Origin of the sequence: Lysobacter sp. CA196, assembly GCF_052078695.1 — a bacterium.
Taxonomy (GTDB): domain Bacteria; phylum Pseudomonadota; class Gammaproteobacteria; order Xanthomonadales; family Xanthomonadaceae; genus Lysobacter.
The window spans coordinates 103,774-127,434 of sequence record NZ_JBQJIN010000014.1; the positions used below are offsets into that span (position 1 = coordinate 103,774).

Genomic DNA, 23,661 nt, shown 5'->3' on the forward strand with positions numbered 1-23,661 from the left:
CCCGGCTCCTCGGAACCGGGCTCCCCCGTGCACGAGGTCCCTCGAACGGAGGTCCCTCAAAACGTGAAGCGAATCAGAGCGCGAGGTTCAGAACGTGACGCTCCAGGTGTCGATGCGGCCGACGTCCTGCGAGGCGCGGTCGGCCACCCGCAGCTTCCAGGTGCCGTTGAGCGGCTCGCTCGACAGGTCCTTGGTGAAGCTGCCGGTGACGTTGTCGGCGCTGCCGCCGCTGCGGTTGTGGATGTTGTAGACCGAACCGTCCGGCGCCAGCAGGTCGACGATCAGATCGCCCTTGTACGGGTGGACGATGTTGACCGAGATGCTGGCGTTGCTCGGCGCGTTGCCGCTGCGCCCGGACACGGCGATGTTGCTGCTCACGCCGGTGGCGTTGTTGTCCGGGATGTTGACGTCGGTGCCGTTGGTATAGGTCTGCACGCCGCTGGCGTTGACCGTGACCGAGGCCGTCTTGCTGTGAGTGGCGCCGTCGTCGTCGGTGACGGTCAGCACGACGCTGTAGGTGCCGGCCGCGGTGTAGGTCTTGCTCGGGTTGGTCGCGGTCGAGCTGGTGCCGTCGCCGAAGTTCCAGCTGCGCGAGGCGATGCTGCCGTCGCTGTCGCTGGAGCTGTCGGTGAAGTTCACCGTCAGGCCGCTGGCGCTGGAGCTGAAGTTCGCCACCGGTGCGACGTTGGCGCCCGGATCGGCGCGGAATGCCGCCATCGCCGCCTTGGTCTGCACCAGCACGCGCTGGTTATGGTTCACATCGGCCGTGCCCATGGCCACGCCGCCGTAGGTGATGTCCGGATTGGACCAGTAGTTCAGGCGGGTGCAGGCCGTGCCCGGGCACTGGTAGGCCATGATGGTGCGCCAGCGAGCGCCCTGGGCGGGCATGTACTGGTAACCATGGCCGTAGGCGTAAGGCTGCGTGTTCGGATCGTTTTGCGGGTTGTGGCGAGCCGACAGCAGATGGCCGATTTCGTGGGCGAAGCTGTAGTAGCCGGTGGCGCAATCGTAGTGCACGGTCGCGAACGCGGTGGCGGCGTTGGAACCGATAGCCGCCGCGCGGCCGCAGTTGCTGTCGTCGTTGATGACCAGGACGTTGACGTCGGCCGCGTTGGTATCGCGGGTAGCGTGGACGTCGTCCATGTAGCCGTCCGCGGTGCCTTCGAAGCGGTCCACGTCGGTGGCGTGGCCGTCGCCGACCGAGGTGTATTGCACAGTGCGGTAGTTGGCCAACACCATGTTGATGCCGACGTTGGAATTGACGTAGCCCTGGTTGCTCTCGGCCACGGCCAGTTCGACCAGCGCCTGCATGTCGCCGCCATAGGCCGTGACCGCGTCGTTGGTCGCGACCACCTGGACGCGGATGGTCGCGGTGGCGCCCGGTTCGGTCGCGGCCGGGCCGACCAGGCCGCCGCTGTTACGGGTGGCCTGCATCGCGGCCGCACGCATGTCGATCTGCGGCAGATTCGCTTCGCTGTAGTCGGCGGCGTGGTCCGGCGGCATGCGGCTTTCGTCGACTTCGATCACCGCATGGCTGCCGTCGGCGAGCGGACGGATGCGATACAGCTGGCCGTCGACGCGGACGTTGCCGGTGACCCCGTTGCCGCGGCGCACCAGGGCGACCGAGTTGCGTTCGTCGTGGCGCACTTCGCGCGCGGTGCGCGCAGCCGCCTTGCCGGTATTGCGCAGATGGCCCAGCCAGACGGTGCTGCCGGTGCCGGTCTCGCGAGCGCTGTCGAGCACCGCATCGACCAGGTGGCCGCCGAGTTGCAGTTCGATTTCGCGGGTCTGCGCGCTGACCACGGCGGCGTTGGCGCGCTTGAGCCGCAGCGATGCGGTGGCCGGCGCGGCGGCCAGGCTCTGCGCACGGTTCAAGGCGGACGAGCCCTGGCTGCCGGCGATGCCGGCGCGCGGTGTGGCGTCGCCAACGAACAAGGGTTGTGCGGCGAAGGCCGGCAATGCGGCGATCGCGGATGCGAGTACGGCGACGCGAGCGGTAATCAAACCGCGCGCGCGGTTGCGAGACGTGCTGGTCATTGGTGGAACCCCCGAAGGTAGGAAAGCCGCAGGCGCGGCCGAAAGGTGGTCGCCGGGACATCGTGGCAAGGCGACGGCCTGTGCGGCGGCGCTGCTTCACCATCGTGTCCGGTCTGGCGTTTGCGATCTCGATCGCGGATCGAGTCGTCGTCTCGTCCGCACTTCGACGCTAACGTTTCGCGCAAGGCCGCGGCAATGGTCCGGCGGCCGATTCGGCGGCACCGTTCGTGATGCAGGTCATGCATCGGAAAACTCTTTCGCGCGCGCCAAATCCGCGAATTACCGCGCGCGAAAACCTCCGCATTCCGACGCCGTTCGCGCAACAAAAAACCCCGGAAAAATCCGGGGTTTTTTGTGCTTCGCAGCGAATATTACGTGGTCTGCGTCAATGAATTTCTTGCAGCCTCGCTGGAGGGCCGGAACGGCGCGCCGCGCAAGCGCCTATTTCTCGATGACCTCGGGCCCGCGAATGATCGGATCGAGTGCGATGTGGTTGTCGGGTTCGATGAACTGCACGTCCGGATCGGCGGCGAAGGCCTGCATCAGGCGCTGCGCGCCGGCGCGATCGAGCGCCGGGCTGACGCTGAACACATCGGCATTGATGCCCATGCGGTGCTTCCAGGTCAGGGTCGGCGCAGCGCCGCTTTTTCCGGCCACGCCCTGCAGGCGCTGCGCAGTCTGGTTCAAGCGCGTCTGCACCGTGCCTTGCTGCTTGAGCGGAGCGCTATCGTCGCGGTACTTGACGATGAACTGCGCGAACGGACCGCCGCCCGCGGGTTCGCCGACCTGGGCCGGCGCCCGCCTCGGGTTCGGATTCACTTCCGGATTGACCTCGGAATTCACTTGGGATCTCGCGCCGGGAGCGTTGTCGGGAGTGGTGCTGGAGGCCATGCAGGCGGTCATCGCAATGGAGAGGAACAAGGCCGTGGACGACAGCCACAGCGTACGGACCGGGAACGGCATGCGGGCTTCTCCTGTAAGCGGGTGTCGATGAAACGCACGAGCAGGGGTTTCGGGGTTGCGGCCCGCGATGCGATGCGAAGGGCATCGCGGCCGGTCGCGACCCGCTGCCGGCGACGTCCGAAGCTTACTCCCGGCGTTCGCCGGCGGACGTGAGTGCGCCGACCGGCATAGCCGGAAGTCGGCGTGCGTTCACCTCGGTGACTGCGCGCGAGCTCAAAAAAAGAACCCCGGTCGAAACCGGGGTTCTGAACGACGGCGGACCGCACGGGCGGCCTGCCGGCGGGCTTAGAACGTGATGCTCCAGGTGTCGATGCGGCCGGTGTCCTGAGAGGCGTTGTCGTTGACGCGCAGCTTCCAGGTGCCGTTGAGCGTTTCGCTCGACAGGTTCTTGGTGAAGGTGCCGACGACGTTGTCGGTGCCCGAGCCGGTGCGGTTGTGGATGTTGTAGAGGGTGCCGTCCGGTGCGACCAGGTCGACCTTCAGGTCGCCCTTGTAGGTGTGGACGATGTTGACCGAGATCGAGGCGGTGCTCGGCGCGTTGCCGGTGCGGCCCGACACGACGATGCTGCTTTCGACCGTGGCGTTGTCGGGAATCGCGACGTCGGTGCCGTTGGTGTAGGTCTGCACGCCGGTCGGCGGGGTGCCGCCCAGTGCGTCGAGCGCGGCCTTGGCATTGACGATGCCGGCGCCGCAACCGCCCGAGCAGGCGCCCGGCAGAGCGCGCGCGGTGTTCTTGAGCAGGGTCTCGATTTCGGCCGGGGTCTTCGGCGTGGCCGCCTTCGATTGCAGCAACGCCACCACGCCGGCGACGTGCGGCGACGCCATCGAGGTGCCGCTCATGTACACGTACTGCTCGGCGCCCTGGGTGGTGGTGCCGCCGTTGTGGGTCGAGGCGATCTGGTCGCCCGGCGCCGACACGTCGATGCCGGTGCCGTAGTTGGAGTAGCTGGCCTTGGCGCCGGTCGAAGTGGTCGCGGCGACCGCGATGACGTTGGCGCAGTTGGCCGGGGTCGAGGTGGAGACGTTCGAGCTTTCGTTGCCGGCGGCCACGACGATGGTGGTGCCGCGGCCGACCGCGCCGTTGATCGCGGTCTGGTAGCTGCTCGGGCAGGCGCCGCCGCCGCCGAGGCTGAGGTTGATCACCTCGGCCGGATTGGCGTTGGCCGGAATACCCGACACGCTGCCGCCCGAAGCCCAGACGATGGCGTCGGAAATGTCGGAGTCGTAACCGCCGCAGCGGCCGAGCACGCGCACCGGCACGACCTTGGCATTGAAGGCGGTGCCGGCGACGCCCTTGGCGTTGTTGGTCACCGCGGCGACGGTGCCGGCGACGTGGGTGCCGTGCCAGCTGGAATCGCTGGCGTCGACGTCGTAGCCGGGCTGGTCGCACTCGGTGGCGTTGTTCCAGTCGCCTTCGTCGTTCGGGTTGGAATCGCGGCCGTCGCCGTCGCGCGAGACGAACGAGTCGGTGATGAAGTCGTAGCCCGGCAGGATGTTGGCGTTGAGATCGCTGTGCGGGGTGATGCCGGTATCGAGCACGGCGACGACCGCACCGCTGCCGGTGGACACGTCCCAGGCCTGGTCGACGCGCATGCCGCCGTTGGCGCCGTTGTAGCCGTACTGCACGCCGTAGTGGGTGTCGTTCGGGGTCAGCAGGGCATGACGGCGCACGTCGACTTCGACGAAATCGACGTTCGGGTCGGCGGCGATCTGGCGCATCAGCGACTCGGCTTCGACGCGGTCGAGCGCGCGGTCGGCGCGCACGACATCGGCGCCGATGGCGGTGCGGCGCAGGTGCTTCAGGCCCAGTGCTGCGCGGCCCTTGGCCTTGCCGGCGGAGGCGGTCGCGGCGGTGCTGAGCGCGCTCTGCACGCTGGCGGCGCTGCTGCGCTCGACGCTGCCGTCGCGGTACTTGACGATGAATCGGTCGAACTTGGCGGCGGTTTGCAGGCCGCTGAGGTTGACGCGCTCGGCGGCGAAAGCCGAGCCGGCGACGGTCGAAGCCAGCACCAGGGCGGTGGCGGCGGCAAGGGCGTGTACGCGATTCGAACGAACGGACATCTGTTGAGAACCCCTAAACTGAAATGCCGCAAGCGCGGCGGAGTCGTCCGGTGAACCGACGGCAACGACGAGGACGCCGCGATGCCCGGACTTGTCAGCGGAAGCGCATCCGGCGAAAGCCGATGCGATCCGTCGATCCACGCTAACGATTGCGCGGCCGCAACGACAAGAGATCGACGTCACCGTTTTGTGGCGTAAAAGTGAAATAAATCACGCATTTGCTACGCACTTGTGTGGCGGACGTCACAACGTAAAAACAGAAAAACCCCCTACCCCGAGCGCGAAAAAGCGACGCCGGACACAACTGTTTGCACGCCGCCGTGGGCATCGCGACCCGCCGATGCGCGTGCGCTGCAGGCGCACCGCCGGGCCCGGCTTTCGTCGCTGCATGCCTGCAGTCGTCGGCCGCCAACGCATCGCTGAATGCGCGCCTGCCTCCGCATCGAAAGCAGCCCGTCCGCTGCGGCCTGCGGCCATGCGACTGGCTCGTGCACCGCGTCGCGGCCGCCGCACTGCCCTGCCCGCGGCAAAAAAAAACCCCGGCCGAAGCCGGGGTCGGTGTTGCGCCTGGGCCTATGCAGCGCGCAGGCCGGCCATCAACAGGCCATCGATCAGAACGTGATGCTCCAGGTGTCGATGCGGCCGACGTCGACCGCCGCGGCATCGACCGCGCGCAGCTTCCAGGTGCCGTTGAGCGCTTCGCTCGACAGGTTCACGGTGAACGTGCCGCTGACGTTATCGGCGCTGCCGCCGCTGCGGTTGTGGATGTTGTAGACCGAACCGTCCGGCGCGATCAGGTCGACCTTCAGGTCGCCCTTGTACGGGTGAATGATGTTCACCGTCACCGACGCATTGCTCGGCGCGTTGCCGGTGCGGCCCGACACCGCGATGCTGCTCGTCACGCCGGTCGTGTTGTTGTCCGGAATGTTGTAGTCGGTGCCGTTGCTGTAGGTCTGGGTACCGGGGTTCGGGGTGCCGCCGAGCGCATCCAGCGCCGCCTTGGCGTCGACGATGCCCACGCCGATCGGCTGATCCGGCGTCTGCGGGAAGGCGCGCGCGGTGTTCTTGAGCAGGGTCTCGATCTCGGCCGGGGTCTTCGGCGTCGTCGCCTTGGCCTGCAGCAGCGCGACCACGCCGGCCACGTGCGGCGTCGCCATCGAGGTGCCGCCGTAGGACGCATAGCTTTCCGCGCCCGGGGTGGTGGTGCCGGCGTTGAGCGTCGACAGGATGTTCGAACCCGGTGCGGCGATGTCGACCACCGAGCCATAGTTCGACTTCTGCGTGCTGCTCCACACCGAACGCGCACCGGCGCTGTCGACCGCACCGACGGTGATCACGCCGGTGCAGTTGGCCGGACGCGCATCGGCGGCGTTGATGTTGCCGTTGCCGGCGGCGACGACGACGGTGGTGCCGCGGCCGACCGCGCCGGTGATCGCGGCCTGATAGGTCGAACCGCAGGCGCCGGAGCCGCCGAGGCTCATGTTGATGACTTCGGCCGGGTTGGCGTTGGCCGGCACGCCGGACACGGTGCCGCCCGAGGCCCAGGTGATGGCGTCGGCGATGTCGGCCAGGCTGCCGCCGCACTTGGCGAGCACGCGCACCGGGACGACCTTGGCGTTGTACGCGGTGCCGGCGACGCCCTTGGCGTTGTTGGTCACCGCCGCGACGGTGCCGGCGACGTGGGTGCCGTGCCAGCTCGAATTGCTGTTGTAGGTGCGACCGCACTCGCCGGCGACGAACCAGTCGCCCTGATCGCTCGGGTCGGAATCGCGGCCGTCGCCGTCGCGCGCGGCGGTGGCGTCGCTGACGAAGTCGTAGCCGGGCAGGATGTTGGCGTTGAGGTCGCTGTGGCTGGTGATGCCGGTATCGATGACGGCCACGACCACGCCGGTGCCGGTGCTGATGTCCCAGGCGGTGGTGGCGTTGATGCCGGCGTCGGCATCGGTATAGCCCCACTGTTCGCCGAAGCGGGTGTCGTTCGGGGTGGCGGTCGGATACATGCGCGCATTCGGCTCGACGTATTCGACGTTCGGGTCGGCGGCGATCTGGCGCATCAGCGATTCGGCTTCGACGCGATCGAGCTTGCGGCCGGCGCGGACCACGTCCGAACCGAGCGCGGTGCGGCGCAGGTGCTTGAGGCCGAGCGCCTTGCCCTTGCCGGCGAAGCCGGTCGCGGCGCTGCTGAGCGAGCGCTCCAGGGTCGCGGCGTTGCTGCGCTGGGCGCTGCCGTCGCGGTATTTGACGATGAATTCGTCCTGGCTTTCATTGGCCAGGGCGGCGAGGTTGATGCGATCGGCGGCGAAGGCGGACATCGCGACGCAGGACAGGGCGGTCACGGTGGCGGCGGCCAGCGCGTGCTTGCGCATCGCGCGCATGGAACGATCGGACATTGGATGGAACCCCCAAAAACGAAGTGCCGAATGACGGCGTCAACGCGCGGTGGTCTGCCCGAACCCGATCCTTCGTTGTCCGCGACAGCGTCCGCGCTGTTTGTGTACGGACTCGCTATGACCCGGTCCGCGTTATCACGCTAAGCGCTGGGCAAATGTGTGTTCAAGCCGGCACGGGCCAATTAACAGGGCCCCGGACGTGTCTTCTGTCACGCATTCCGACAGTGCGCGGGCGCATGCGGCTTCGCGGCGGCAGGCGCGAAGCCGCGGCGCCGGCATCGGAGCGGCGCGACGAATGGCTTCGGCGAAATGCGCGGCGAAGCGCGCCTGCGACGACCATGAGCCGTGCCGGTTCAGCGTGTTCAGGTCGTTGAATGGCGTGCCGATGGAGGTCGGCGACGCGGTAACAGCGGCAGCGGCGGAGCCGCGGCGTCGCTCAGAGCATGCCGGTTTCGAGCCGGGCGGCCTCGGACATCATGTTGCGGTTCCACGGCGGGTCGAACACCAGTTCGACGTCGGCCTCGGCCACGGTCGGGATCATCTCGAGCTTGGCGCGCACGTCGTCGACCAGGATATCGCCCATGCCGCAGGCAGGCGCGGTCAGGGTCATCCGCACTTCGACCATGCGCTGGCCGTCGTCGCGGTGCTTGACGGTGGCCTCGTAGACCAGGCCCAGCTCGACCACGTTGATCGGGATCTCCGGGTCGAAACAGGTGCGCAGTTGCCGCCAGACCAATTGCTCGACGGCTTCGTCGTCGGCGCCTTCGGACAGTTCCAGCGGTTCCGGCGGTTCCTTGCCGATCGCGTCGGCGTCGCGACCGGCGATGCGGAACAGGTTGCCTTCGACGAAAACGGTGTAACTGCCGCCGAGGGCCTGGGTGATGTAGCCGACGCTGCCCGCGGGCAAAGTGACCTGATCGCCCTGGGGCACCAGGACGACGGCGCAATCGCGCTCGAAACGGACGGGTTCGCTGCTGCGGGAATACATGGCGGAAAGATGGGGATGCTGTGCCGCAGCACAAGTCGCACCATTCTACCGGGCTGGGACCGCTATGCTGTAGGGCTTGCCCCGCCCACAGTGTTCCGCCCATGACCGTCGCCCACCCGACCGAACAGCGCAGCCCCGCCCGGGCCGATCGCGGCGAACGCCGCGTCACCCCGTTCTCCTGGCTGCTGCTGTTGCTCGGCACCTTCGGTTTCGCGGCGTTCTGGGTGTTGTTTTCGGTCGCCTACGACCATCAGTTCAGCTGGATGGCGGTGTTCGGAGCGCTCGACATCGCCTGGATGCTGCGCCTGGGCGGCTGGCGCCCGGGCCCGCGCCGGGCCGCGCTGGGCCTGGCCGCGACCGCGGTCATCGTGGTCGTGGCCAATTGGGGCATCGCCTCCTCCCAGGTCGGCGCCATGCTCGGGCTGGACCCCTTGGAGGCTGCAACGAAGCTGGGGCCGAATTTCGCCTGGACCCTGATCCAACTGGCCAACACCGGCACCGACCTGGCCTGGCTGGCCGCGGCGGCCGTGGTGGCGGTGCTGGCTTCGCGCTGAGTTTCGGCTGTGGTTTCGGTTTCGGCTGTGGCTGTGGCTTCGGTTTTGCCTGTGCCTGTGCATTTAGCCTTGCCGGTCAAGAGCAGACCCGTAGGGCGGCCCGCAAGGATGCGGGCCGTGCGCAAGCAGGCCATGGATGGCCTGTCTGGAGCATCCCTGCGTTGGCATCGATCGTGCGGGCTTGTGCCCTTGCAAGGAAGGCCTTTTCTTTGGTTAGCTTTCTTTTGGGCCAGCAAAAGAAAGTAACCCGGCCGCGTCAGCGGGCGGAAGCTTTGCACTTACTTGATCGAAACGCCGGAGGCCGACAGGGCGTGGTCGCGGCTTGCGCCGCTCCTACTCTAGAAGCGGCGACCACGACGCTTCAATCTCGCGTCGATGCCGGCCGCAGCCATGAGGGTAGGAGCGACGCAAGTCGCGACCGCGCTGCGACGGTCTCGCGGCGTCTCGCTCAGGCAAGATCAAGATCAAGATCAAGATCAAACGCCAAAAGCTTCCGCCACTAAAGCGGCGGGTTACTTTCTTTTGTCTAAAGCAACAAAAGAAAGGTAACCAAAGAAAAATGCTTTGTTTTGAATCACCGGCCCGCGCGAGCGGTGCATACGCGGGGATTTTTCATACGGGACATCCCTGTCCCGATGAAAAACGGCGCGCATCCCTGCGCGCCGCCCTCCGGGTCTTCGATTGCCTTCGCTAGTGCTCCGCTACGCACAGCAAAATCAACAACGAGAAGCAAGAAGCGAGAGCATCGACGCTTCAGCCCGCAGCTCCCATCCCCCAATCCATCTCTCCCAGACACAGCGCGAATACCCGCGCCGCTTCCTCGATCTCCGCTACCGACATCGCGCCGAAACCCAGCAGCAGGCCGGCGCGGGCCGGTGGCTGGAAGTAATACGGCAGGATGGAATACAAACCCAATCCCCGGCTCTGGGCATGGGCGATGAAGGCTTCGCCCTGGGCGACGCTGCGGTCGCGCAGCCAGACCACCAGGTGCATGCCGGCGTGGGAGTCGTCGATGTCGATGGCGTCGCCGGCCAGGCGGCGCAGAGAGCCCAGCAAGGCGTCGCGGCGTTGTTTCAATGTCTTCGCGGTGCGGCGCAGGTGGCGTTCGAAGCCGCCGTCGGCGAGGAAATGCGCGAGTGCGGCCTGTTCGATCGCCGGCGAGCCGAAGTCGTCGACCCATTTGGCGCTGATCAGGTCGTCGCGCAAGCCCGGCGGGGCGACGATGTAGCCCAGCCGCAGCGAAGGAAACAGCACTTTCGAGAAGGTGCCGGTGTAGATCACCCGACGGCTGTCGTCGAGGCCGCACAAGGCCGCATGCGGCTGGGCGTCGTAGCGGAATTCGCCGTCGTAGTCGTCTTCGAAGATCCAGCAGTCGTGGCGGCAGGCGTAGTCGAGCAAGGCGCGGCGGCGCGCCAACGACATCAGCGCGCCGGTCGGGAACTGGTGCGAAGGCGTCACGCAGATCAGCCGCGGCGGCCGTTCCGGCAACCGATCGGTGCACAAGCCTTCGCTATCCACCGGGATCGGCAGCAGGCGCGCGCCGTGGATCTGCAACGCCTCGCGCACGGCGAAGTACTGCGGCTCTTCGATCACCACCTCGTCGCCTTCGTCGAGCACTACCCGCGCGGTCAGGCTGACCGCTTGCTGGGTGCCGGTGACGATCACGATGTCCTCGGGCCGCGCATGCACGCCGCGGCGCAAGGACAGGTATTCGCAGACCGCCACGCGCAAGGCCGGCAGGCCCTGCGCGGTCGGGTAATGCGGCTGGGTGTAGACCGCCGCATGCGACAGCGCCCGCGCCCAGGCCGAGGTCAGCAGCGGATTGGTGAACGGCACGCCGTACTGGAAGCTGTGCAAGGCGCCCGGCACCCGCCGGCCCGGCATCTGGGCGTGATCGTGGTAGCGGCGCAGGCGCCGGGCATAGGCGCTTTGCGGCGCCACCCGCTGCGGGGGCTCGGAACGCGGCTGCACCGGCGCGCCGGGCATGGCGACATAGCTGCCGGAGCCGACCCGCGCCTGCATGAAGCCTTCGGCGCGCAGTTGCTCGTACGCGGCCAGCACCGTATTGCGCGACACCCCCAACTGCTGGGCCAGCAGGCGGGTCGGCGGAAAACGCAGCCCGGACGGCAGCCGCCCGGTCATCACCGCGTCCTTGAGCGAGCGGACCAATTGCCCGTGCAACGGTCCTCGGCCATCCAGCGGCAGGTACATTCGCGGCTCCGGATTGGCCCCCTCGGGCCGCCTGTGCCATCGATATTGCCAAGCCAATGGGCGAGTTGCGAGGGCCGGTCAGCGAGTTGGTCTAGGTCGGCACATGTGCACGACAACATGGGCGCAACGCATTCTGTGACGGCGGTAGCGCTCGCGAAGGAGCTTGGCCGATTGGCTCCTTCGAGGCCGGGATTATTGGCCCTCCAGATGACAGCCCGGGATGGCTAGCTTAGGAGCCAACGAACGTGGCGCCTGCCCGCCACGCCTCCCGGACGAGGGTCGCATGAACTTGCAACATCACCGGATTCATTTCGCCGAGCATCTCGATCTGTCGCAATCGGCCGCCCGGCCGACCCTGCACCTGGTCCGGGCCTCCGGACGCGCCGTTCAACTCGATCTGCCGCCCGGCTGGCTGTCGTTGTGGCTGCCCCTGCGCGGACCGCTGCGCCTGGAAGCCGCCGACAGCATGTGGGAACTCGAACCCGGCCACCTGCAGATCTGGCGCGACGGCCGCCTGCGCACCAGCGCGCGCCTGCCGTGCTGGTGGTTGTGCCTGTGCGGCCCGGACACCGCCTGGCGCGGTTATCTGCAGACCTCGGCCGACAACACCAGCGAGGAGTTGTTTCCCTGGGAAGGCCCGGCCCCGCGCGATGCGCAACGGCTGATGGTGCGGCTGGCGCGGCTGGCCGCGCAGCCGGCCGAGTTGGGGGCACTGAGCGCCAACGGCGACGCCTTGTTGCGGACCCTGTGCTCGTTGCTCATCGATCAACAGCGCGATCTGCAGACCCGCCTGCCGCGCTGCAGCGGACGCACCCAGCGCCGGCGCCAGCAGACCCTGCTGCGGCTGCTGCGCGTGCAGCATCTGATCCGGCGCCATCCGGAGATCCGCCTCGATCTCAACCGGCTCGCGCGCAGCGCCAATTACTCGCCGTGCCATCTGATCCGGATCTATCGCGAAGTATTCGACGAAACGCCGACCGAATTCGCCTCGCGCCTGCGTTCGGACCGCGCCTGGCGCATGGTCCGCGAGACCCGCATGCCGGTGTGCGAGATCACCGAGGCCCTGGGTTTCGAGAGCCAGAGCGCGTTCTGCCGCGCTTTCAAGAATTCGTTCGGCCTCACCGCCACCCAGGCACGGCGCCTCGACCGCCAGCTCACGCGCGCAGTCACCTGCGCCGCCTGAAACGCTCGACGCGGCGCACGCAAGCGATGCTGCGCCGCACCTCTCGCTACTCTTCGCTGCACTTCTCCAGAGACCTCCGCAATGACCCATGCCCACCGCTCCGCGCGATCGCTGCCGTTATGGACCCTGATCGGCGGCCTGATCGCAGCCACGCTCGACATCGCCTACGCCATCACCTACTGGGGCGTGACCGTCGGCGTGCCGCCGCAGCGCATCCTGCACAGCGTCGCCTCGGGCCTGATCGGGCGCGAGGCGGCCTTGGCCGGCGGCGTCCCGACCGCGGCGCTCGGCCTCACCCTGCATTATCTGATCGCCCTGATCATGGCCGCGATCTACGCCTATGCCGCGACCAAGCTGGACTGGATGCTGCGCCGGCCGTGGTTGTCGGCGACCTTGTACGGCCTGTGGCTGTTCGTGGCGATGAATTTCATCGTCGTGCCGCTGTCGCGCGCCGGTGGCGGCGGCATCCCGAAGGACGTGTTGTGGATCGTGCTCAGCATCCTGGTCCACGTCTGCTTCGTGGCCTGGCCGATCGCCTGGTGCGTGGGTCGCGCCCTGCGCCCGGGCGGAACCGCTCGTGGCCGCTGACACCGGGCGTCCGAGCCGCACGGCGCTGTCGATCGCCGCCGTCGCGTTGGCCGCGGCGAGCGGCGTGCTCGCCGCCGGCGGATTCACCGGGGCCGATCCGCGCGGCACCGCCCCAGCGGCGGCCGACACGCAGACGCTGCCCTTCCCGGTCGGCTATTCGCGCTGGACCCACATCAAGAGCGGCCTGATCAACTCCGGCCACGCCGCCTTTGCGCGCTTCGGCGGGCTGCATCACATCTACGCCAACGCCACCGCGCTCGACGGCTACCGCAGCGGACGCTTTGCCGACGGCTCGGTGCTGGTCTACGACTTGTTCGAAGCGCGCGACAACGGCGACGCCACCATCGACCAGGGACCGCGCCGGCACATCGACGTGATGGTCAAGGACAGCGCGCGCTTCGCCGCGACCGGCGGCTGGGGCTATGCCGAATTCGCCGCCGGCGAACGTCGCGACCGTCTGCGCCCCGCGCAGCGCGACGGCTGCGCCGCCTGTCACGCCAGCCAGAAGCAAAACGACCAGGTGTTCAGCCGCTGGCACGAGGACTCGTCGGCTGAGCCTGCGCCGGCTCAGCGGGACTGACGCCGGCGCGCTGGAATCGGGACGCATCGAAACCGGCTGCTGCGCGGTTCAATCCTGGCGATGCTCGCCATCTCGGTCCTGGCTTCGCCGCTATCTCTGCAGCCTGATCGTGGCTCCGACCATGACCATGACCATGACCATGACCATGACCATGACCATGGCTTTGGGTTTGGGTTTGGGTTTGGGTTTGGGTTTGGCTTTGGCTTTGGCTTTGGGTTTGGGTTTGGGTTTGGGTTTGGGTTTGGGTTCAGCCTTTGGCCGTTGCTGTGCGTCGTCTCGCACTAGCGAAGGCTAAAGAAGACCCGGAGGGCGGCCCGCAGGGATGCGGGCCGTTTTTCATCGGGACAGGGATGTCCCGTATTAAAAATCCCTGCGGATGCACCGCTCGTGCGGGCCTGTGATTCAAAACAAAGCAACTTCTTTGGTTACCTTTCTTTTGTTGCTTATGACAAAAAAAAGTAACCCGCCGCTTTAGTGGCGGAAGCTCTTAGCGTTTGATCTAGATATTGATCTTGCTTGAGCGAGACGCCGCAAGATTGCCACGACGCGGTCGCGGCTTGCGCCGCTCCTACCCTGGAGTTGCAGGCGGTAACGACACGAGGTTGAGGCGTCTTAGCCGCGGCTTCTAGGGTAGGAGCGACGCAAGTCGCGACATCGTCCTGACGGCCTCCGGCGCAGCCTTCAAGCAAGAGCAAAGCTTCCGTCCGCTGACGCGGCCGGGTTACTTTCTTTTGCTGGCCCAAAAGAAAGCTAACCAAAGAAAAGGGCTTTCCTTGACGAAGCTCCCCTGCGAGTACGCGGCCCGCGCCGGGATTTTCCGATAAGACGTCCCTGTCTTATCGGAAAACGCCGCACGTCCTGTGCGGCGCCCTCCGGGTCTACGGTTCACCGGCAAAGCAATTAAGAGCGGAAAGCGAAAGAGCGAGAGAGCAAATCAAAATCCCAGCACAGCCGCGCCGCCCCGCCATCGCGGCGGCGGACGCTGCCCGTGCCGCCAACTCAATGCCCGCCGTCGAGCGCCTTCAGTTCCGAGACCAGCGCGCTAGCCATCTCCGCGCCGTCGCCGTACAGCATGCGAGTGTTGTCGGCGTAGAACAGCGCGTTTTCGATGCCGGCGAAACCCGTGCCCTTGCCGCGCTTGATCACGATCGTGTTCCTGGAATTGACCACGTCGAGGATCGGCATGCCGTAGATCGGCGAGGCCGGGTCGGTCTTGGCGACCGGGTTGACCACGTCGTTGGCGCCGATCACCAGCGATACGTCGGTGTTGGCGAACTCGGGGTTGATGTCGTCCATGTCGGCGATCATGTCGTAGGGCACACCGGCTTCGGCGAGCAGCACGTTCATGTGGCCGGGCATGCGACCGGCGACCGGATGGATCGCGAACTTCACCTTGACCCCGCGCTCGATCAGCTTCTGGGTCAGTTCCCAGATCTTGTGCTGCGCCTGCGCCACCGCCAGGCCGTAGCCCGGCACGATCACCACGCGTTCGGCGAAGGCCATCATCGCGGCGACGTCGCCGGCTTCGATCGGCTTCTGGGTGCCGCTGATTTCCTGCGCCTGGCCGCCACCGCCGAAATTGGAGAACAGCACGCCGCTGATCGGGCGGTTCATCGCCTTGGCCATCAAACGCGTCAGCAGCATGCCGGCCGCGCCGACCATGGTGCCGGCGATGATCAACGCTTCGTTGCCGAGCACATAGCCCTCGAAGGCCACGGCCAGGCCGGTGAAGGCGTTGTACAGCGAGATCACCACCGGCATGTCGGCGCCGCCGATCGGCAGCGTCATCAGTACGCCGAGCAGCAAGGCCAACACGAAGAAGGCGATGATCACCGGCACGTTGAGGGTCATCACCGCGGCGATGCCGCAGACCACCATCGCCAACGCGATCAGGCCGTTGAAGATCTGCTGACCGGGGAACACCACGCGCTTGTCCAGGCGCCCGTCGAGCTTGGCCCAGGCGATCACCGAACCCGACAGCGATACCGCGCCGATCGCCGCGCCGACCACCGCCAGCACCAGGGCGATGTTCGGCGTCTGCATCTCGATCACACCGCGTTCGATCTGCGCGTGCAAAGGCTCGGCCGGCAGGCGCGCCGACAGGCGCAACAGTTCCACAGCGCCGATCGCCGCCGCCGAACCGCCGCCCATGCCGTTGTACAGCGCGACCATCTGCGGCATGTCGGTGATCGCGACCTTCTTGCCCGAGACCCAGGCCAGCGCCGTGCCGATGCCGACCGCCAGCAGGATCAGCCCCATGTTGTGCAGGTCGGGCTGGAAGAAGGTCGCCACGGTCGCGATGACCATGCCCGCGCCGGCCCAGCGGATGCCGCTGCGCGCGGTGACCGGCGAAGCCATGCGCTGCAGACCCAGCAGGAACAGGGTCGCGGCGACGAGGTAACTGCACTTGACCAAGATACCCAGCCAGATCATGCGTTTGCCTCCGCCGGGACTCGGGCATGGGGATTAGGGACTCGGCGTCCGAAGCCGAAATCCCGGGCGCTCTCGGCGCTGTTGCGAGTCCCGAGTCCCGAGTCCCGAGTCCCGCTCTCCAGCAGATATCCGTTCATGCGCCACCCGCCTTCTTGCTGGACTTGAACATCTCCAACATGCGTTCGGTCACCACGTAGCCGCCGGCGGCATTGCCGGCGCCGAGCAGCACGGCGACGAAGCCGATGGCTTTTTCCAGGGTGGTGTCGGCATGCCCCAGCACGATGATCGCGCCGATCAGGACGATGCCGTGGATGAAGTTGGAACCCGACATCAGCGGTGTGTGCAGAATTACCGGCACCCGCGAGATGATTACGTGGCCGGCGATACCCGCCAGCATGAAGATGTACAGCGCCACGAACCCGTCGCTCATCCGTTCTTTCCCCATGCGATGTCTGCCGCATCATAACCGGCCGTGAATGCGGCGCCAGCGTTGTCAACCGATCCGGTGCCGGGGCGTTGCCAGATTCCGTAAGCAATGCACATTCCGCCGCACGGGAATCCTCATGCCGACCCCGCCCGACCGCCGCGCCCGTCACCCGGCCGCAGCACACTAAGGAGCCGTCCAGGTGCTGCAACCGCCAGGCGCCCGTATGCTGGAGACCGTGAGCATCGATGCCGATCCGCGGGTCCAGGACATGCCGCCGCGGCCCGGGGACGGGCCGCCGGAGCCGGCCGTGCGCCTGCCGGCGACCATCGAGGCCTTCCTGGCCGGCCTGGGCACGCGCGCGTTCCGCTTCGCCGAGCTCGGCCTGCGCCACCGCGAGGACGCCCTCGACGCAGTCCAGGACGCGATGATGAAGATGCTGGCCTATCGCGAGCGCCCGGCCTCGGAATGGACCCCGCTGTTCTGGAGCATCCTGCGCAGCCGGATCGTCGACATCCAGCGCCGACGGACCTTCCGCCTGCGCTGGCTGGCGCCGGCCCCGCGCGAAGACGACGCGCCGCTGGACTGGGCCGACGACGGCCCCGACCCGCAGCGTACCCACGACGGCCGCGAAGCCTATGCGCGTCTGAGCGACGCGCTGGCCAAGCTGCCGCGCAGGCAACGCGAGGCTTTCAGCCTGCGGATCCTGGAAGAACTCGACGTCGCCACGACCGCGCGGGCGATGGGTTGCAGCGAAGGCGCGGTGAAAACCCATCTGTCGCGCGCGCGCGAAGCCCTGCAGCGGCAATTGGAGGAATGGCGATGACAACCCCGAACCAACAGCCCACGGCGGGCTCTCAGCTTCACCTTGCCGCGGACCGCGACCAGCGCTTCGACCAGGCCATGCGCGCCCTGCACGCACGCGCCGTCGAGCAGGTGACCCCGCAGACCCGCGCCCGCCTGCGCAGCATCCGCAGCGAAGCCGCGGCCGCACCGGTGCGCCGATCCGGCGTGCTCGGCTGGGCCCTGGCCAGCGGCGGCGTGGCCGCGTTTGCCCTCGTTCTGGGCCTGCAGTTCGTCGGAGGCAACGGCGGCGCACCCGCCGTGCCCGAATCGGCCCCGGCCGTGGCCAACGCCGCGGCGGCCGACGCGGTCTACGACCCCGACACCGCGGTCGCCGCGCTCGACGAGAATCCCGACCTTTACCTGTGGCTGGCGTCCAACGGCGACGCCCTGCCGAATCCCCAGGAGTAAGCGCCATGCGCCGCACCTTCCACCGCACCTTCACGAGTCGCCGCCTCGGCCTGATCCTCGCCGCCCTGGCCCTGTTTGCCGTCGCCCCGGCTTTCGCCGGCGACCCGCCGGCCCCCGGCCGCGCCAGCGCGCCGCTGCCGGCCTGGGAGCAACTCAGCCAGGCCCAGCGCGAACAGTTGATCGCCCCGATGCGCGATCGCTGGAACAACTCGCCCGACGAGCGCCAGCGCATGTTCGAGCACGCCCGCCGCTGGCAGCAGATGACCCCGGACGAGCGCCAGAACGCGCGCCGCGGCATGAAGCGCTGGGAGCATATGAGCCCGGAGGACCGCGGCCAGATGCGCGCCCTGTACGCCAAGATGCACGGCCTCGACGACGAAGGCCGGCGCGCCCTGATGGCGAAGTGGCGCGGCATGAGCCCGGAACAACGCCGCGCCTGGGTCCAGGCCAATCCGGCGCCGCCGAAGCCGGATCGGCCGCATCCGCCGCGTGATTGAGTGTGTGCAGCGCCGCTCGTGGCGGCGCCAGGGTGCGCGGTGGCGCTCTCGTGGTTGCGTCGCCTCCCCTGTAGGAGCGGCGTAAGCCGCGACCACGGGATGCGCAGACATCGCAGCGCTAACGTCACTGATCGAAGCCATGAGCTATCGCGGGGTAGGAGCCGCGCAAGCCGCGACCGCGCCGCCTCAACTTCGCTGCGTCACCGGCTGCCTCTGTAGGAGCGGCGTCCCACGGGATTTCCTTCGGGCATAAGCCGCGACCGCGCTGTGGCGGTTGCCGCGCTTCTTGCCGCAGAGCGGTGCAACATCTAAAGCTTCCGTCCGCTAACGCGGCCGGGTTACTTTCTTTTGCTGGCCCAAAAGTCCCACAGGGAGTTCCTTCGGTCAAAGCTAACCAAAGAGAGGCCTTCCTTGACGAAGCTCCCCTGCGAGTTCGGTGCGTCCGCCGGGATTTTTCGATAAGACGTCCCTGTCTTATCGAAAAACGGCGCACGTCCTGTGCGCCGCCCTACGGGTCTACGGTTGCATCGCAATTCGAAGCTTCGCCAAGCTCTCTTAACGGCGACGCGGTCGCTCTTGGGTAGGAGCGGCGCAAGCCGCGACCACGCAACCCCGATTGCCCGCGCCGACGGCCGCAGATTCGCGGTCGCGGCTTGCGCCGCTCCTACCCAGAAGCCGCACACCAGAGACCCGCAGCCGCAATCGTCGTTGCTGTTGTCGTTGCTATTGCTGTTGCTGTGCGTCGCTTCGCACTCGCGAAGGCAACCGAAGACCCGAAGGGCGGCGCGCACGGATGCGCGCCGTTTTTCATCGGGACAGGGATGTCCCGTATTAAAAATCCCTGCGGATGCATCGCTCGTGCAGGCCTGTGATTCAAAACAAAGCAACTTCTTTGGTTAGCTTTCTTTTTGTTGCTTTAGACAAAAGAAAGTAACCCGCCGCTTTAGCGGCGGAAGCTCTTAGCGTTTGATCTTGATCTTGCTTGAGAGAGGCGCCGCAAGACCGTCGTAGCGCGGTCGCGACTTGCGTCGCTCCTACCCCGGCGAAAGTGCACCGCTTCGAGGGGGTGACATCGGCCTTGCTACCTCTGCGCGTCCCGCGATCGCGGCTCACGCCGCTCCTACAAAGGAGCCGCAGCGAATGATGACGCCCTCGAAGGTTTTACGTCGCCGCAGCCGCCGGCCGTTCCGGCCACACGGTTTTCGCCAACAACTCGTCGTTCCAGTCGTAGGTCACCGCACCGTCGTTGACGAACAGGCTGACGAAATTGAATACGTTGCGGGCGTACATCTCGCTGGCATGGACCGCGCCGCTGCTGGCGAGGTTCAAGGGGCCGGCGATGGTGACGCCTTCGACGTCGATGGTCTCGCCCGGACGGGTGAGTTCGCAATTGCCGCCGGTTTCGGCAGCCAGGTCGACCAGCACGCTGCCCGGTTTCATGCCGGCGATCATCGCCGCGGTCACGATCTTCGGCGCCGGGCGTCCCGGCACGGCGGCGGTGCAGACGATCACGTCGATGTTCTTGAGATGCTCGCCGAGCCGGCGCTGTTGTTCGGCGCGTTCCTCCTCGGTGAGCTGGCGCGCATAGCCGCCTTCGCCCGCGGCGTTGACGCCGAGATCGAGGAACTTGCCGCCGAGCGATTCGATCTGTTCGCGCGTTTCCGGGCGCACGTCGAAGCCCTCGACCTGGGCGCCCAGGCGCTTGGCCGTGGCGATCGCCTGCAGACCGGCGACGCCGGCACCGACGATCAACACCTTCGAGGGGCGGATCGTGCCGGCCGCAGTAGTCAGCATCGGGAAGAAGCGCGGTGCCAGCTGGCCGGCGATCAGCACCGCCTTGTAGCCGGCCATGCCGGCCTGCGAGCTCAGCACGTCCATGGCCTGGGCGCGGGTGGTGCGCGGCAGGCGTTCGAGCGGGAAGGCTTGCAGGCGGTGGGCGACGATGGCCTCGCCGCGGGCGGCGTCGGCCTGCGGCGCCAACAGGCCGACCAGGGCGGCGCCTTCGCGCAAGGCGCTCAGCCGGGCCGGATCGGGCGATTGCACGCACAACACGACGTCCGCCTGGCCCAGGGCCGCGGCGGCATCGTCGGCCAGTTCCGCCCCGGCCTGGACATAGGCCTCGTCGGTAAAGCTGGCGGCACGTCCGGCGCCGCGCTGGATGCGCACGCGCGCACCTCGAGCGACCAGTTTCTTGCAGGTTTCCGGCGTCAGCGCCACGCGCTTCTCGCCAACCGCCGTCTCGCTCGCAACGCCAATCGTGATGCCCGACATGCTTCGCTCCGTGCCCCGTTCGCCGCATCGTAGCGGAATGACCGGCGGCCGTGCGATCTCGATGACCCGGCAACACGACCCAATGCCCGGATCGAACGCCCGGATCGAATGTGCTCGGCGAACCAGATATGCGAAACCCGCCTTGCGGCGGGTCGGGGTCGAGACGACGCGGCGGCTGACCGGCGCCGCGGCCGGGCTCAGATCACCCGGTCCAGATGCCGGCGCACCTGGCGCATGGCTTCGTCGAACGCGGTGCGCTCGGCGCCGACCACGAGACGGCCGGCCGAGGCCAGCGTCGCCAACTCTTCGGCCGAGGCGACCAGCGCGCGTACGCCGCGGCGGTTGACCAGCAGGAAGCGCGAGGTCAGCGGACTGCTCCAGGCGACCTTGACCGCGATGGTCTCGCCCTGGGTGTTGGTCAGCCGCAACCAGTCGCCGGGTTCGAGCTGGCGCATGCGTTCGGCCAGCAAGGGATCGTGATTGGCCGAGGTGCTGCCGGCAGCGAGATAAAGCCGGCGTTCCTCGGCGACGTCTTCCTCGACCTCGGCCGAGCTCGGCAAGGGATGCTCGGCGCGTTCGTTGTCCGGTGTGACCAGGGCGCGCACCAGGCCGGCCATGCCGTGCTGGGCGGCGCTGTCGTCGAGGCCGGAACTCGCCAGGCACTGCACGATGATCGGCTGCAGGGCGAGCAATTGGTCGGCCAGTTCGCGGCCGCGGTTCTCGGCGGCGAGGCGATCGGCCATGACCAAGGCATCGCCGAGCGCCAGCGCCTGCGCGCGGCGCTTGGGATCTTCGTTCTCGCGCAACAGCACCTGGACCATGTGGTGGCGCCAGGGCGTGGCGAGGAAATCGGCGACCGCCTGGGTCAGGCGCGCTTCGCCGATGCGCTCGCGCACCGCCGCATCGGCCTGGCCGCGCGCCGCGCCGAGGCGCTCGCGGCCGTAAGTGGCCTTGGCCGCGCGCTGTTCCTGCAATTCGATGCGGCGCCGGTGCTGCGCCAGCAAGGCGTCGAGTTCGGCATGGGCCAACTCGAACACCGCGAGGTCTTCGTTGTAGTCGGAAACGATGCGCTGCGAAATCGACGAGGCGCGTTCGAGCAGATCGCGGTCCTGCGGCGTCTCGCCGTCGTTGCCTTCGCAGGCTTCGGTGATCGCATCAAGCAGGCGCCGCGCCGGGTGTTCGCGTTTGACGAACACTTCGTTGTCGGTCAGCGCGACCTTGACATAGGGCATGACCAGACGCGCATAGACGCGGCGTGCGCGGTCCTGCAGGGCGTGGTTGCGGAACAGCGAGTCGAACAACAGCGCGACCAGGTCGATCGCGTCGTCTTCCTCGGCGCTGAAGCAAGTCTGGTCCGGATTGAAACCGAGCCGCCGCGCGCCGTCGTAGAGCTGGTCGCGGATGGTCTCGCCCAGGCGCCCGGACACCGCCAGCGCGCGGGCATAGGCGTCCGGCGGCTCGGGCTGCAGCAGCGAGGCCATGCCGACGACTTCGTCGACCCGCAGCTCGCGCCGCGGCGCCATCGAGCGCTGCGGCATGTGCGCGGGCGGCAGCCCGCCGGACTTGACCAGGCCTTCGCGCCAGGCGTGCAGTTGCGAGCGCAGTTCGGCCAGTTCGCTCGCCATCGCCGCGACGTCGGCCTGCGAGACCGGTTGCGACGGGTCCTGGCCGCCGTAGTTCGGCGCGCGCGCTCCGCCCGGATGGCCGGCATGAGCGGCATGGCTTTCGCCGCCATAGCCGCCCATCGCGGCGTTGTAATCGTGCATAGGCGTCGAAGACTCGCGATGAGGCACGGTGTCGAATACGTCGTCGAGCGTGTTGCGCTCGCGCCGTTCTTCGGCCGCGCGTACCGGCGCGCCGGGCGCGCCCAGACCGACGCCGTAACCCGCGGTCGCCAGCAAGTTATTGACCCGGCCGTAGAGATCGCCGAGCAGCCGCGCGAGTTCGTGTTCGTACTCGCGGAACAGGCGGACTCGCAGGCTTTCGGTGACCTGGGTTTCGGCGTAGACCGAGATGAAGGCCTTGACCAGCCGGTAAGGGCCGAAGGGATTGATGCCGGTCGGCGTGCCGATCGAGGCCGACAGCATCTTGAGCCGGCCCTGGACCATCTCCAGCGGGCGCAGATAACGCTGTTCCAGCGATTCGGTCAGGCGTTCGCCGTCGAGGTCGAAAGCCAGTTGCTGCTCGCCGACCAGTTGCAGCGGCGAACCGCCGAGCCCGCCGACCGCCGAGGCCGGCGCGCGGAAAGCCTCGAAACCGAGCCCGACCTGCTGCCGAAACGCCATGACATGACTGGCCTGCTGCTGGCGCAGGACCCACAATGCGGCCTGGTCTTCGTATTGGTGGTTGCGGCCGTCGCCTTTCAGCGACTCGGCCTTCAGGGCTTCTTCGATCGGCGCGTACAGGGTGCCCGGCAGCCCCCCGAGTTGCTCGAGCGTCTGTCGTTTGATTTCTTCGAGCACGCGCGACGGGTCGGTGCGCGTGGTCTGAGCGACGCCGTGCAAATGACCGGACACTAACGAAGTTCCCCTGGATGCTTGACGCAGGCGCGTCGGTTTCCGACTGCCTCTGCAGGATAGTGCCAAGATGCGTCCATTAATGCTTCGCCGTTCATTTTTGTGACAGGAGTCAATTTGTCTTCCATGCAACCCAATGATCTCGACTTGCTGCGCGCGCTCGATAGCCGACGTTCGGTACCGGCGAAGCAACTTTCCGCCCCTGGACCGGACGAATCGACGCTACAGCGTATGTTGCAGTCCGCCGTCCGCGTGCCCGACCACGGCAAGCGCGTGCCCTTCCGCTTCCTGGTCCTGCGCGGCGACGGCCGCCACGTGCTCGGCGAACGCGTCGCCGCGCGCGGCATCGAACTGTTTCCCGAGGCCGGCGCCAGCGCCGTAGAGAAAGATCGCACACGCTTTTCTCACGCGCCGATAATCGTCGCGGTGATCGCCCGCCTGGGGCCGGATGAAAAGATCCCCGAGTTCGAGCGCACCCTCACCGCCGGCTGTGTCTGCTTCGCCCTGCTGCAGGCGGCGCAGGCCTTCGGCTTCGGCGCGGTCTGGCTGACCGGCTGGCCGGCTTACGACGAGCAGGTCAAGCACTGGCTGGGCCTGGCTGCCGAGGAACGCATCACCGGTTTCATCCATATCGGCACGCCCAAGCTCGACGCGCCCGAGCGCGACCGCCCGAATCCGGCCGATCTGACCCAGATCTGGTCGCCGGCCTGA

19 protein-coding genes and 1 pseudogene are annotated in these 23,661 nt (G+C 67.4%); 9 read left to right on the forward strand and 11 right to left on the reverse strand.

Features of this window, described 5'->3' with window-relative positions:
- Positions 1 to 87: 87 nt before the first annotated feature.
- The 6 genes and pseudogenes from ACTOWK_RS14155 to sufT all read right to left on the reverse strand — a co-directional run bounded on the left by ACTOWK_RS14155 (position 88) and on the right by sufT (position 8,439).
- Positions 88 to 717 (reverse strand): PKD domain-containing protein, encoded by a 630-nt coding sequence (locus ACTOWK_RS14155; protein ID WP_441330795.1) that lies wholly within the window; start codon positions 715 to 717, stop codon positions 88 to 90.
- Positions 703 to 2,037, reverse strand: a pseudogene (locus tag ACTOWK_RS14160) (M12 family metallo-peptidase); the annotation flags it as partial. The pseudogene ACTOWK_RS14160 and the gene ACTOWK_RS14155, both read right to left, overlap by 15 nt.
- 441 nt (positions 2,038 to 2,478) lie before the next feature.
- Positions 2,479 to 3,000: a hypothetical protein gene (locus tag ACTOWK_RS14165; protein ID WP_441330767.1), complete on the reverse strand. Its 522-nt coding sequence runs from the start codon at positions 2,998 to 3,000 to the stop codon at positions 2,479 to 2,481.
- A gap of 285 nt (positions 3,001 to 3,285) precedes the next feature.
- A complete protein-coding gene (locus ACTOWK_RS14170) occupies positions 3,286 to 5,061 on the reverse strand; it encodes a S8 family peptidase (protein ID WP_441330768.1) in 1,776 nt (591 codons plus the stop codon).
- A 611-nt stretch (positions 5,062 to 5,672) separates the two neighbouring features.
- Positions 5,673 to 7,451 carry a S8 family serine peptidase gene (locus ACTOWK_RS14175; protein ID WP_441330769.1) on the reverse strand — a complete coding sequence of 593 codons (1,779 nt, stop codon included), beginning with the start codon at positions 7,449 to 7,451 and terminating at the stop codon, positions 5,673 to 5,675.
- Positions 7,452 to 7,887: 436 nt separating this feature from the next.
- Positions 7,888 to 8,439, reverse strand: a complete 552-nt coding sequence (sufT, locus tag ACTOWK_RS14180) for a putative Fe-S cluster assembly protein SufT (RefSeq protein ID WP_441330770.1) — start codon at positions 8,437 to 8,439, stop codon at positions 7,888 to 7,890.
- A gap of 101 nt (positions 8,440 to 8,540) precedes the next feature.
- Here sufT and ACTOWK_RS14185 point away from each other — a divergent pair, with 101 nt between their 5' ends.
- Positions 8,541 to 8,993 carry a hypothetical protein gene (locus tag ACTOWK_RS14185; RefSeq protein ID WP_441330771.1) on the forward strand — a complete coding sequence of 151 codons (453 nt, stop codon included), beginning with the start codon at positions 8,541 to 8,543 and terminating at the stop codon, positions 8,991 to 8,993.
- A 753-nt stretch (positions 8,994 to 9,746) separates the two neighbouring features.
- Here ACTOWK_RS14185 and pdxR read toward each other — a convergent pair.
- Complete coding sequence (gene pdxR / locus ACTOWK_RS14190) at positions 9,747 to 11,204, reverse strand: MocR-like pyridoxine biosynthesis transcription factor PdxR (RefSeq protein WP_441330772.1); 1,458 nt, start codon at positions 11,202 to 11,204, stop codon at positions 9,747 to 9,749.
- 283 nt (positions 11,205 to 11,487) lie between these two features.
- Here pdxR and ACTOWK_RS14195 point away from each other — a divergent pair, with 283 nt between their 5' ends.
- The 4 genes from ACTOWK_RS14195 to ACTOWK_RS14210 all read left to right on the forward strand — a co-directional run bounded on the left by ACTOWK_RS14195 (position 11,488) and on the right by ACTOWK_RS14210 (position 13,850).
- Positions 11,488 to 12,387, forward strand: coding sequence for a helix-turn-helix domain-containing protein (locus ACTOWK_RS14195; RefSeq protein WP_441330773.1), 900 nt, complete (start codon positions 11,488 to 11,490; stop codon positions 12,385 to 12,387).
- An 81-nt stretch (positions 12,388 to 12,468) separates the two neighbouring features.
- Complete coding sequence (locus tag ACTOWK_RS14200; protein ID WP_441330774.1) at positions 12,469 to 12,975, forward strand: hypothetical protein; 507 nt, start codon at positions 12,469 to 12,471, stop codon at positions 12,973 to 12,975.
- On the forward strand, positions 12,965 to 13,555 hold the full coding sequence (locus ACTOWK_RS14205; protein ID WP_441330775.1) for a cytochrome P460 family protein: 591 nt from the start codon (positions 12,965 to 12,967) through the stop codon (positions 13,553 to 13,555). Before ACTOWK_RS14200 ends, ACTOWK_RS14205 begins: the two co-directional genes overlap by 11 nt.
- 121 nt (positions 13,556 to 13,676) lie before the next feature.
- Positions 13,677 to 13,850: a hypothetical protein gene (locus tag ACTOWK_RS14210; RefSeq protein ID WP_441330776.1), complete on the forward strand. Its 174-nt coding sequence runs from the start codon at positions 13,677 to 13,679 to the stop codon at positions 13,848 to 13,850.
- A gap of 704 nt (positions 13,851 to 14,554) precedes the next feature.
- Here ACTOWK_RS14210 and ACTOWK_RS14215 read toward each other — a convergent pair.
- The gene (locus tag ACTOWK_RS14215; RefSeq protein ID WP_441330777.1) at positions 14,555 to 15,988 is read right to left on the reverse strand and encodes an NAD(P)(+) transhydrogenase (Re/Si-specific) subunit beta; all 1,434 of its coding nucleotides are present in this window, start codon (positions 15,986 to 15,988) and stop codon (positions 14,555 to 14,557) included.
- A gap of 133 nt (positions 15,989 to 16,121) precedes the next feature.
- Complete coding sequence (locus ACTOWK_RS14220) at positions 16,122 to 16,418, reverse strand: NAD(P) transhydrogenase subunit alpha (protein ID WP_441330778.1); 297 nt, start codon at positions 16,416 to 16,418, stop codon at positions 16,122 to 16,124.
- Between the two features lie 265 nt (positions 16,419 to 16,683).
- Between ACTOWK_RS14220 and ACTOWK_RS14225 the strand changes: the two genes are divergently transcribed.
- The 3 genes from ACTOWK_RS14225 to ACTOWK_RS14235 are packed head-to-tail and all read left to right on the forward strand — an operon-like array spanning position 16,684 to position 18,163.
- Positions 16,684 to 17,238 (forward strand): RNA polymerase sigma factor, encoded by a 555-nt coding sequence (locus ACTOWK_RS14225; RefSeq protein ID WP_441330796.1) that lies wholly within the window; start codon positions 16,684 to 16,686, stop codon positions 17,236 to 17,238.
- On the forward strand, positions 17,235 to 17,666 hold the full coding sequence (locus ACTOWK_RS14230; RefSeq protein ID WP_441330779.1) for a hypothetical protein: 432 nt from the start codon (positions 17,235 to 17,237) through the stop codon (positions 17,664 to 17,666). The genes ACTOWK_RS14225 and ACTOWK_RS14230 overlap by 4 nt, the downstream gene beginning before the upstream one ends.
- Before the next feature lie 5 nt (positions 17,667 to 17,671).
- Positions 17,672 to 18,163, forward strand: coding sequence for a DUF3106 domain-containing protein (locus ACTOWK_RS14235; protein WP_441330780.1), 492 nt, complete (start codon positions 17,672 to 17,674; stop codon positions 18,161 to 18,163).
- Between the two features lie 1,161 nt (positions 18,164 to 19,324).
- Here ACTOWK_RS14235 and ACTOWK_RS14240 read toward each other — a convergent pair.
- Positions 19,325 to 20,434 carry an NAD(P) transhydrogenase subunit alpha gene (locus tag ACTOWK_RS14240; RefSeq protein ID WP_441330781.1) on the reverse strand — a complete coding sequence of 370 codons (1,110 nt, stop codon included), beginning with the start codon at positions 20,432 to 20,434 and terminating at the stop codon, positions 19,325 to 19,327.
- Between the two features lie 197 nt (positions 20,435 to 20,631).
- Positions 20,632 to 22,950, reverse strand: coding sequence for a DUF1631 family protein (locus tag ACTOWK_RS14245; RefSeq protein ID WP_441330782.1), 2,319 nt, complete (start codon positions 22,948 to 22,950; stop codon positions 20,632 to 20,634).
- A 126-nt stretch (positions 22,951 to 23,076) separates the two neighbouring features.
- Between ACTOWK_RS14245 and ACTOWK_RS14250 the strand changes: the two genes are divergently transcribed.
- On the forward strand, positions 23,077 to 23,661 hold the full coding sequence (locus ACTOWK_RS14250; RefSeq protein WP_441330783.1) for a nitroreductase family protein: 585 nt from the start codon (positions 23,077 to 23,079) through the stop codon (positions 23,659 to 23,661).

Excerpts from the sequence above, each read along its gene's own strand:
- ACTOWK_RS14155 (WP_441330795.1), bottom strand. The coding sequence starts at position 717 with ATGGCGGCATTCCGCGCCGATCCGGGCGCCAACGTCGCACCGGTGGCG.
- ACTOWK_RS14165 (WP_441330767.1), bottom strand. The coding sequence starts at position 3,000 with ATGCCGTTCCCGGTCCGTACGCTGTGGCTGTCGTCCACGGCCTTGTTC.
- ACTOWK_RS14170 (WP_441330768.1), bottom strand. The coding sequence starts at position 5,061 with ATGTCCGTTCGTTCGAATCGCGTACACGCCCTTGCCGCCGCCACCGCC.
- ACTOWK_RS14175 (WP_441330769.1), bottom strand. The coding sequence starts at position 7,451 with ATGTCCGATCGTTCCATGCGCGCGATGCGCAAGCACGCGCTGGCCGCC.
- sufT (WP_441330770.1), bottom strand. The coding sequence starts at position 8,439 with ATGTATTCCCGCAGCAGCGAACCCGTCCGTTTCGAGCGCGATTGCGCC.
- ACTOWK_RS14185 (WP_441330771.1), top strand. The coding sequence starts at position 8,541 with ATGACCGTCGCCCACCCGACCGAACAGCGCAGCCCCGCCCGGGCCGAT.
- pdxR (WP_441330772.1), bottom strand. The coding sequence starts at position 11,204 with ATGTACCTGCCGCTGGATGGCCGAGGACCGTTGCACGGGCAATTGGTC.
- ACTOWK_RS14195 (WP_441330773.1), top strand. The coding sequence starts at position 11,488 with ATGAACTTGCAACATCACCGGATTCATTTCGCCGAGCATCTCGATCTG.
- ACTOWK_RS14200 (WP_441330774.1), top strand. The coding sequence starts at position 12,469 with ATGACCCATGCCCACCGCTCCGCGCGATCGCTGCCGTTATGGACCCTG.
- ACTOWK_RS14210 (WP_441330776.1), top strand. The coding sequence starts at position 13,677 with ATGACCATGACCATGACCATGACCATGACCATGACCATGGCTTTGGGT.
- ACTOWK_RS14215 (WP_441330777.1), bottom strand. The coding sequence starts at position 15,988 with ATGATCTGGCTGGGTATCTTGGTCAAGTGCAGTTACCTCGTCGCCGCG.
- ACTOWK_RS14220 (WP_441330778.1), bottom strand. The coding sequence starts at position 16,418 with ATGAGCGACGGGTTCGTGGCGCTGTACATCTTCATGCTGGCGGGTATC.
- ACTOWK_RS14225 (WP_441330796.1), top strand. The coding sequence starts at position 16,684 with ATGCCGCCGCGGCCCGGGGACGGGCCGCCGGAGCCGGCCGTGCGCCTG.
- ACTOWK_RS14230 (WP_441330779.1), top strand. The coding sequence starts at position 17,235 with ATGACAACCCCGAACCAACAGCCCACGGCGGGCTCTCAGCTTCACCTT.
- ACTOWK_RS14235 (WP_441330780.1), top strand. The coding sequence starts at position 17,672 with ATGCGCCGCACCTTCCACCGCACCTTCACGAGTCGCCGCCTCGGCCTG.
- ACTOWK_RS14240 (WP_441330781.1), bottom strand. The coding sequence starts at position 20,434 with ATGTCGGGCATCACGATTGGCGTTGCGAGCGAGACGGCGGTTGGCGAG.
- ACTOWK_RS14250 (WP_441330783.1), top strand. The coding sequence starts at position 23,077 with ATGCAACCCAATGATCTCGACTTGCTGCGCGCGCTCGATAGCCGACGT.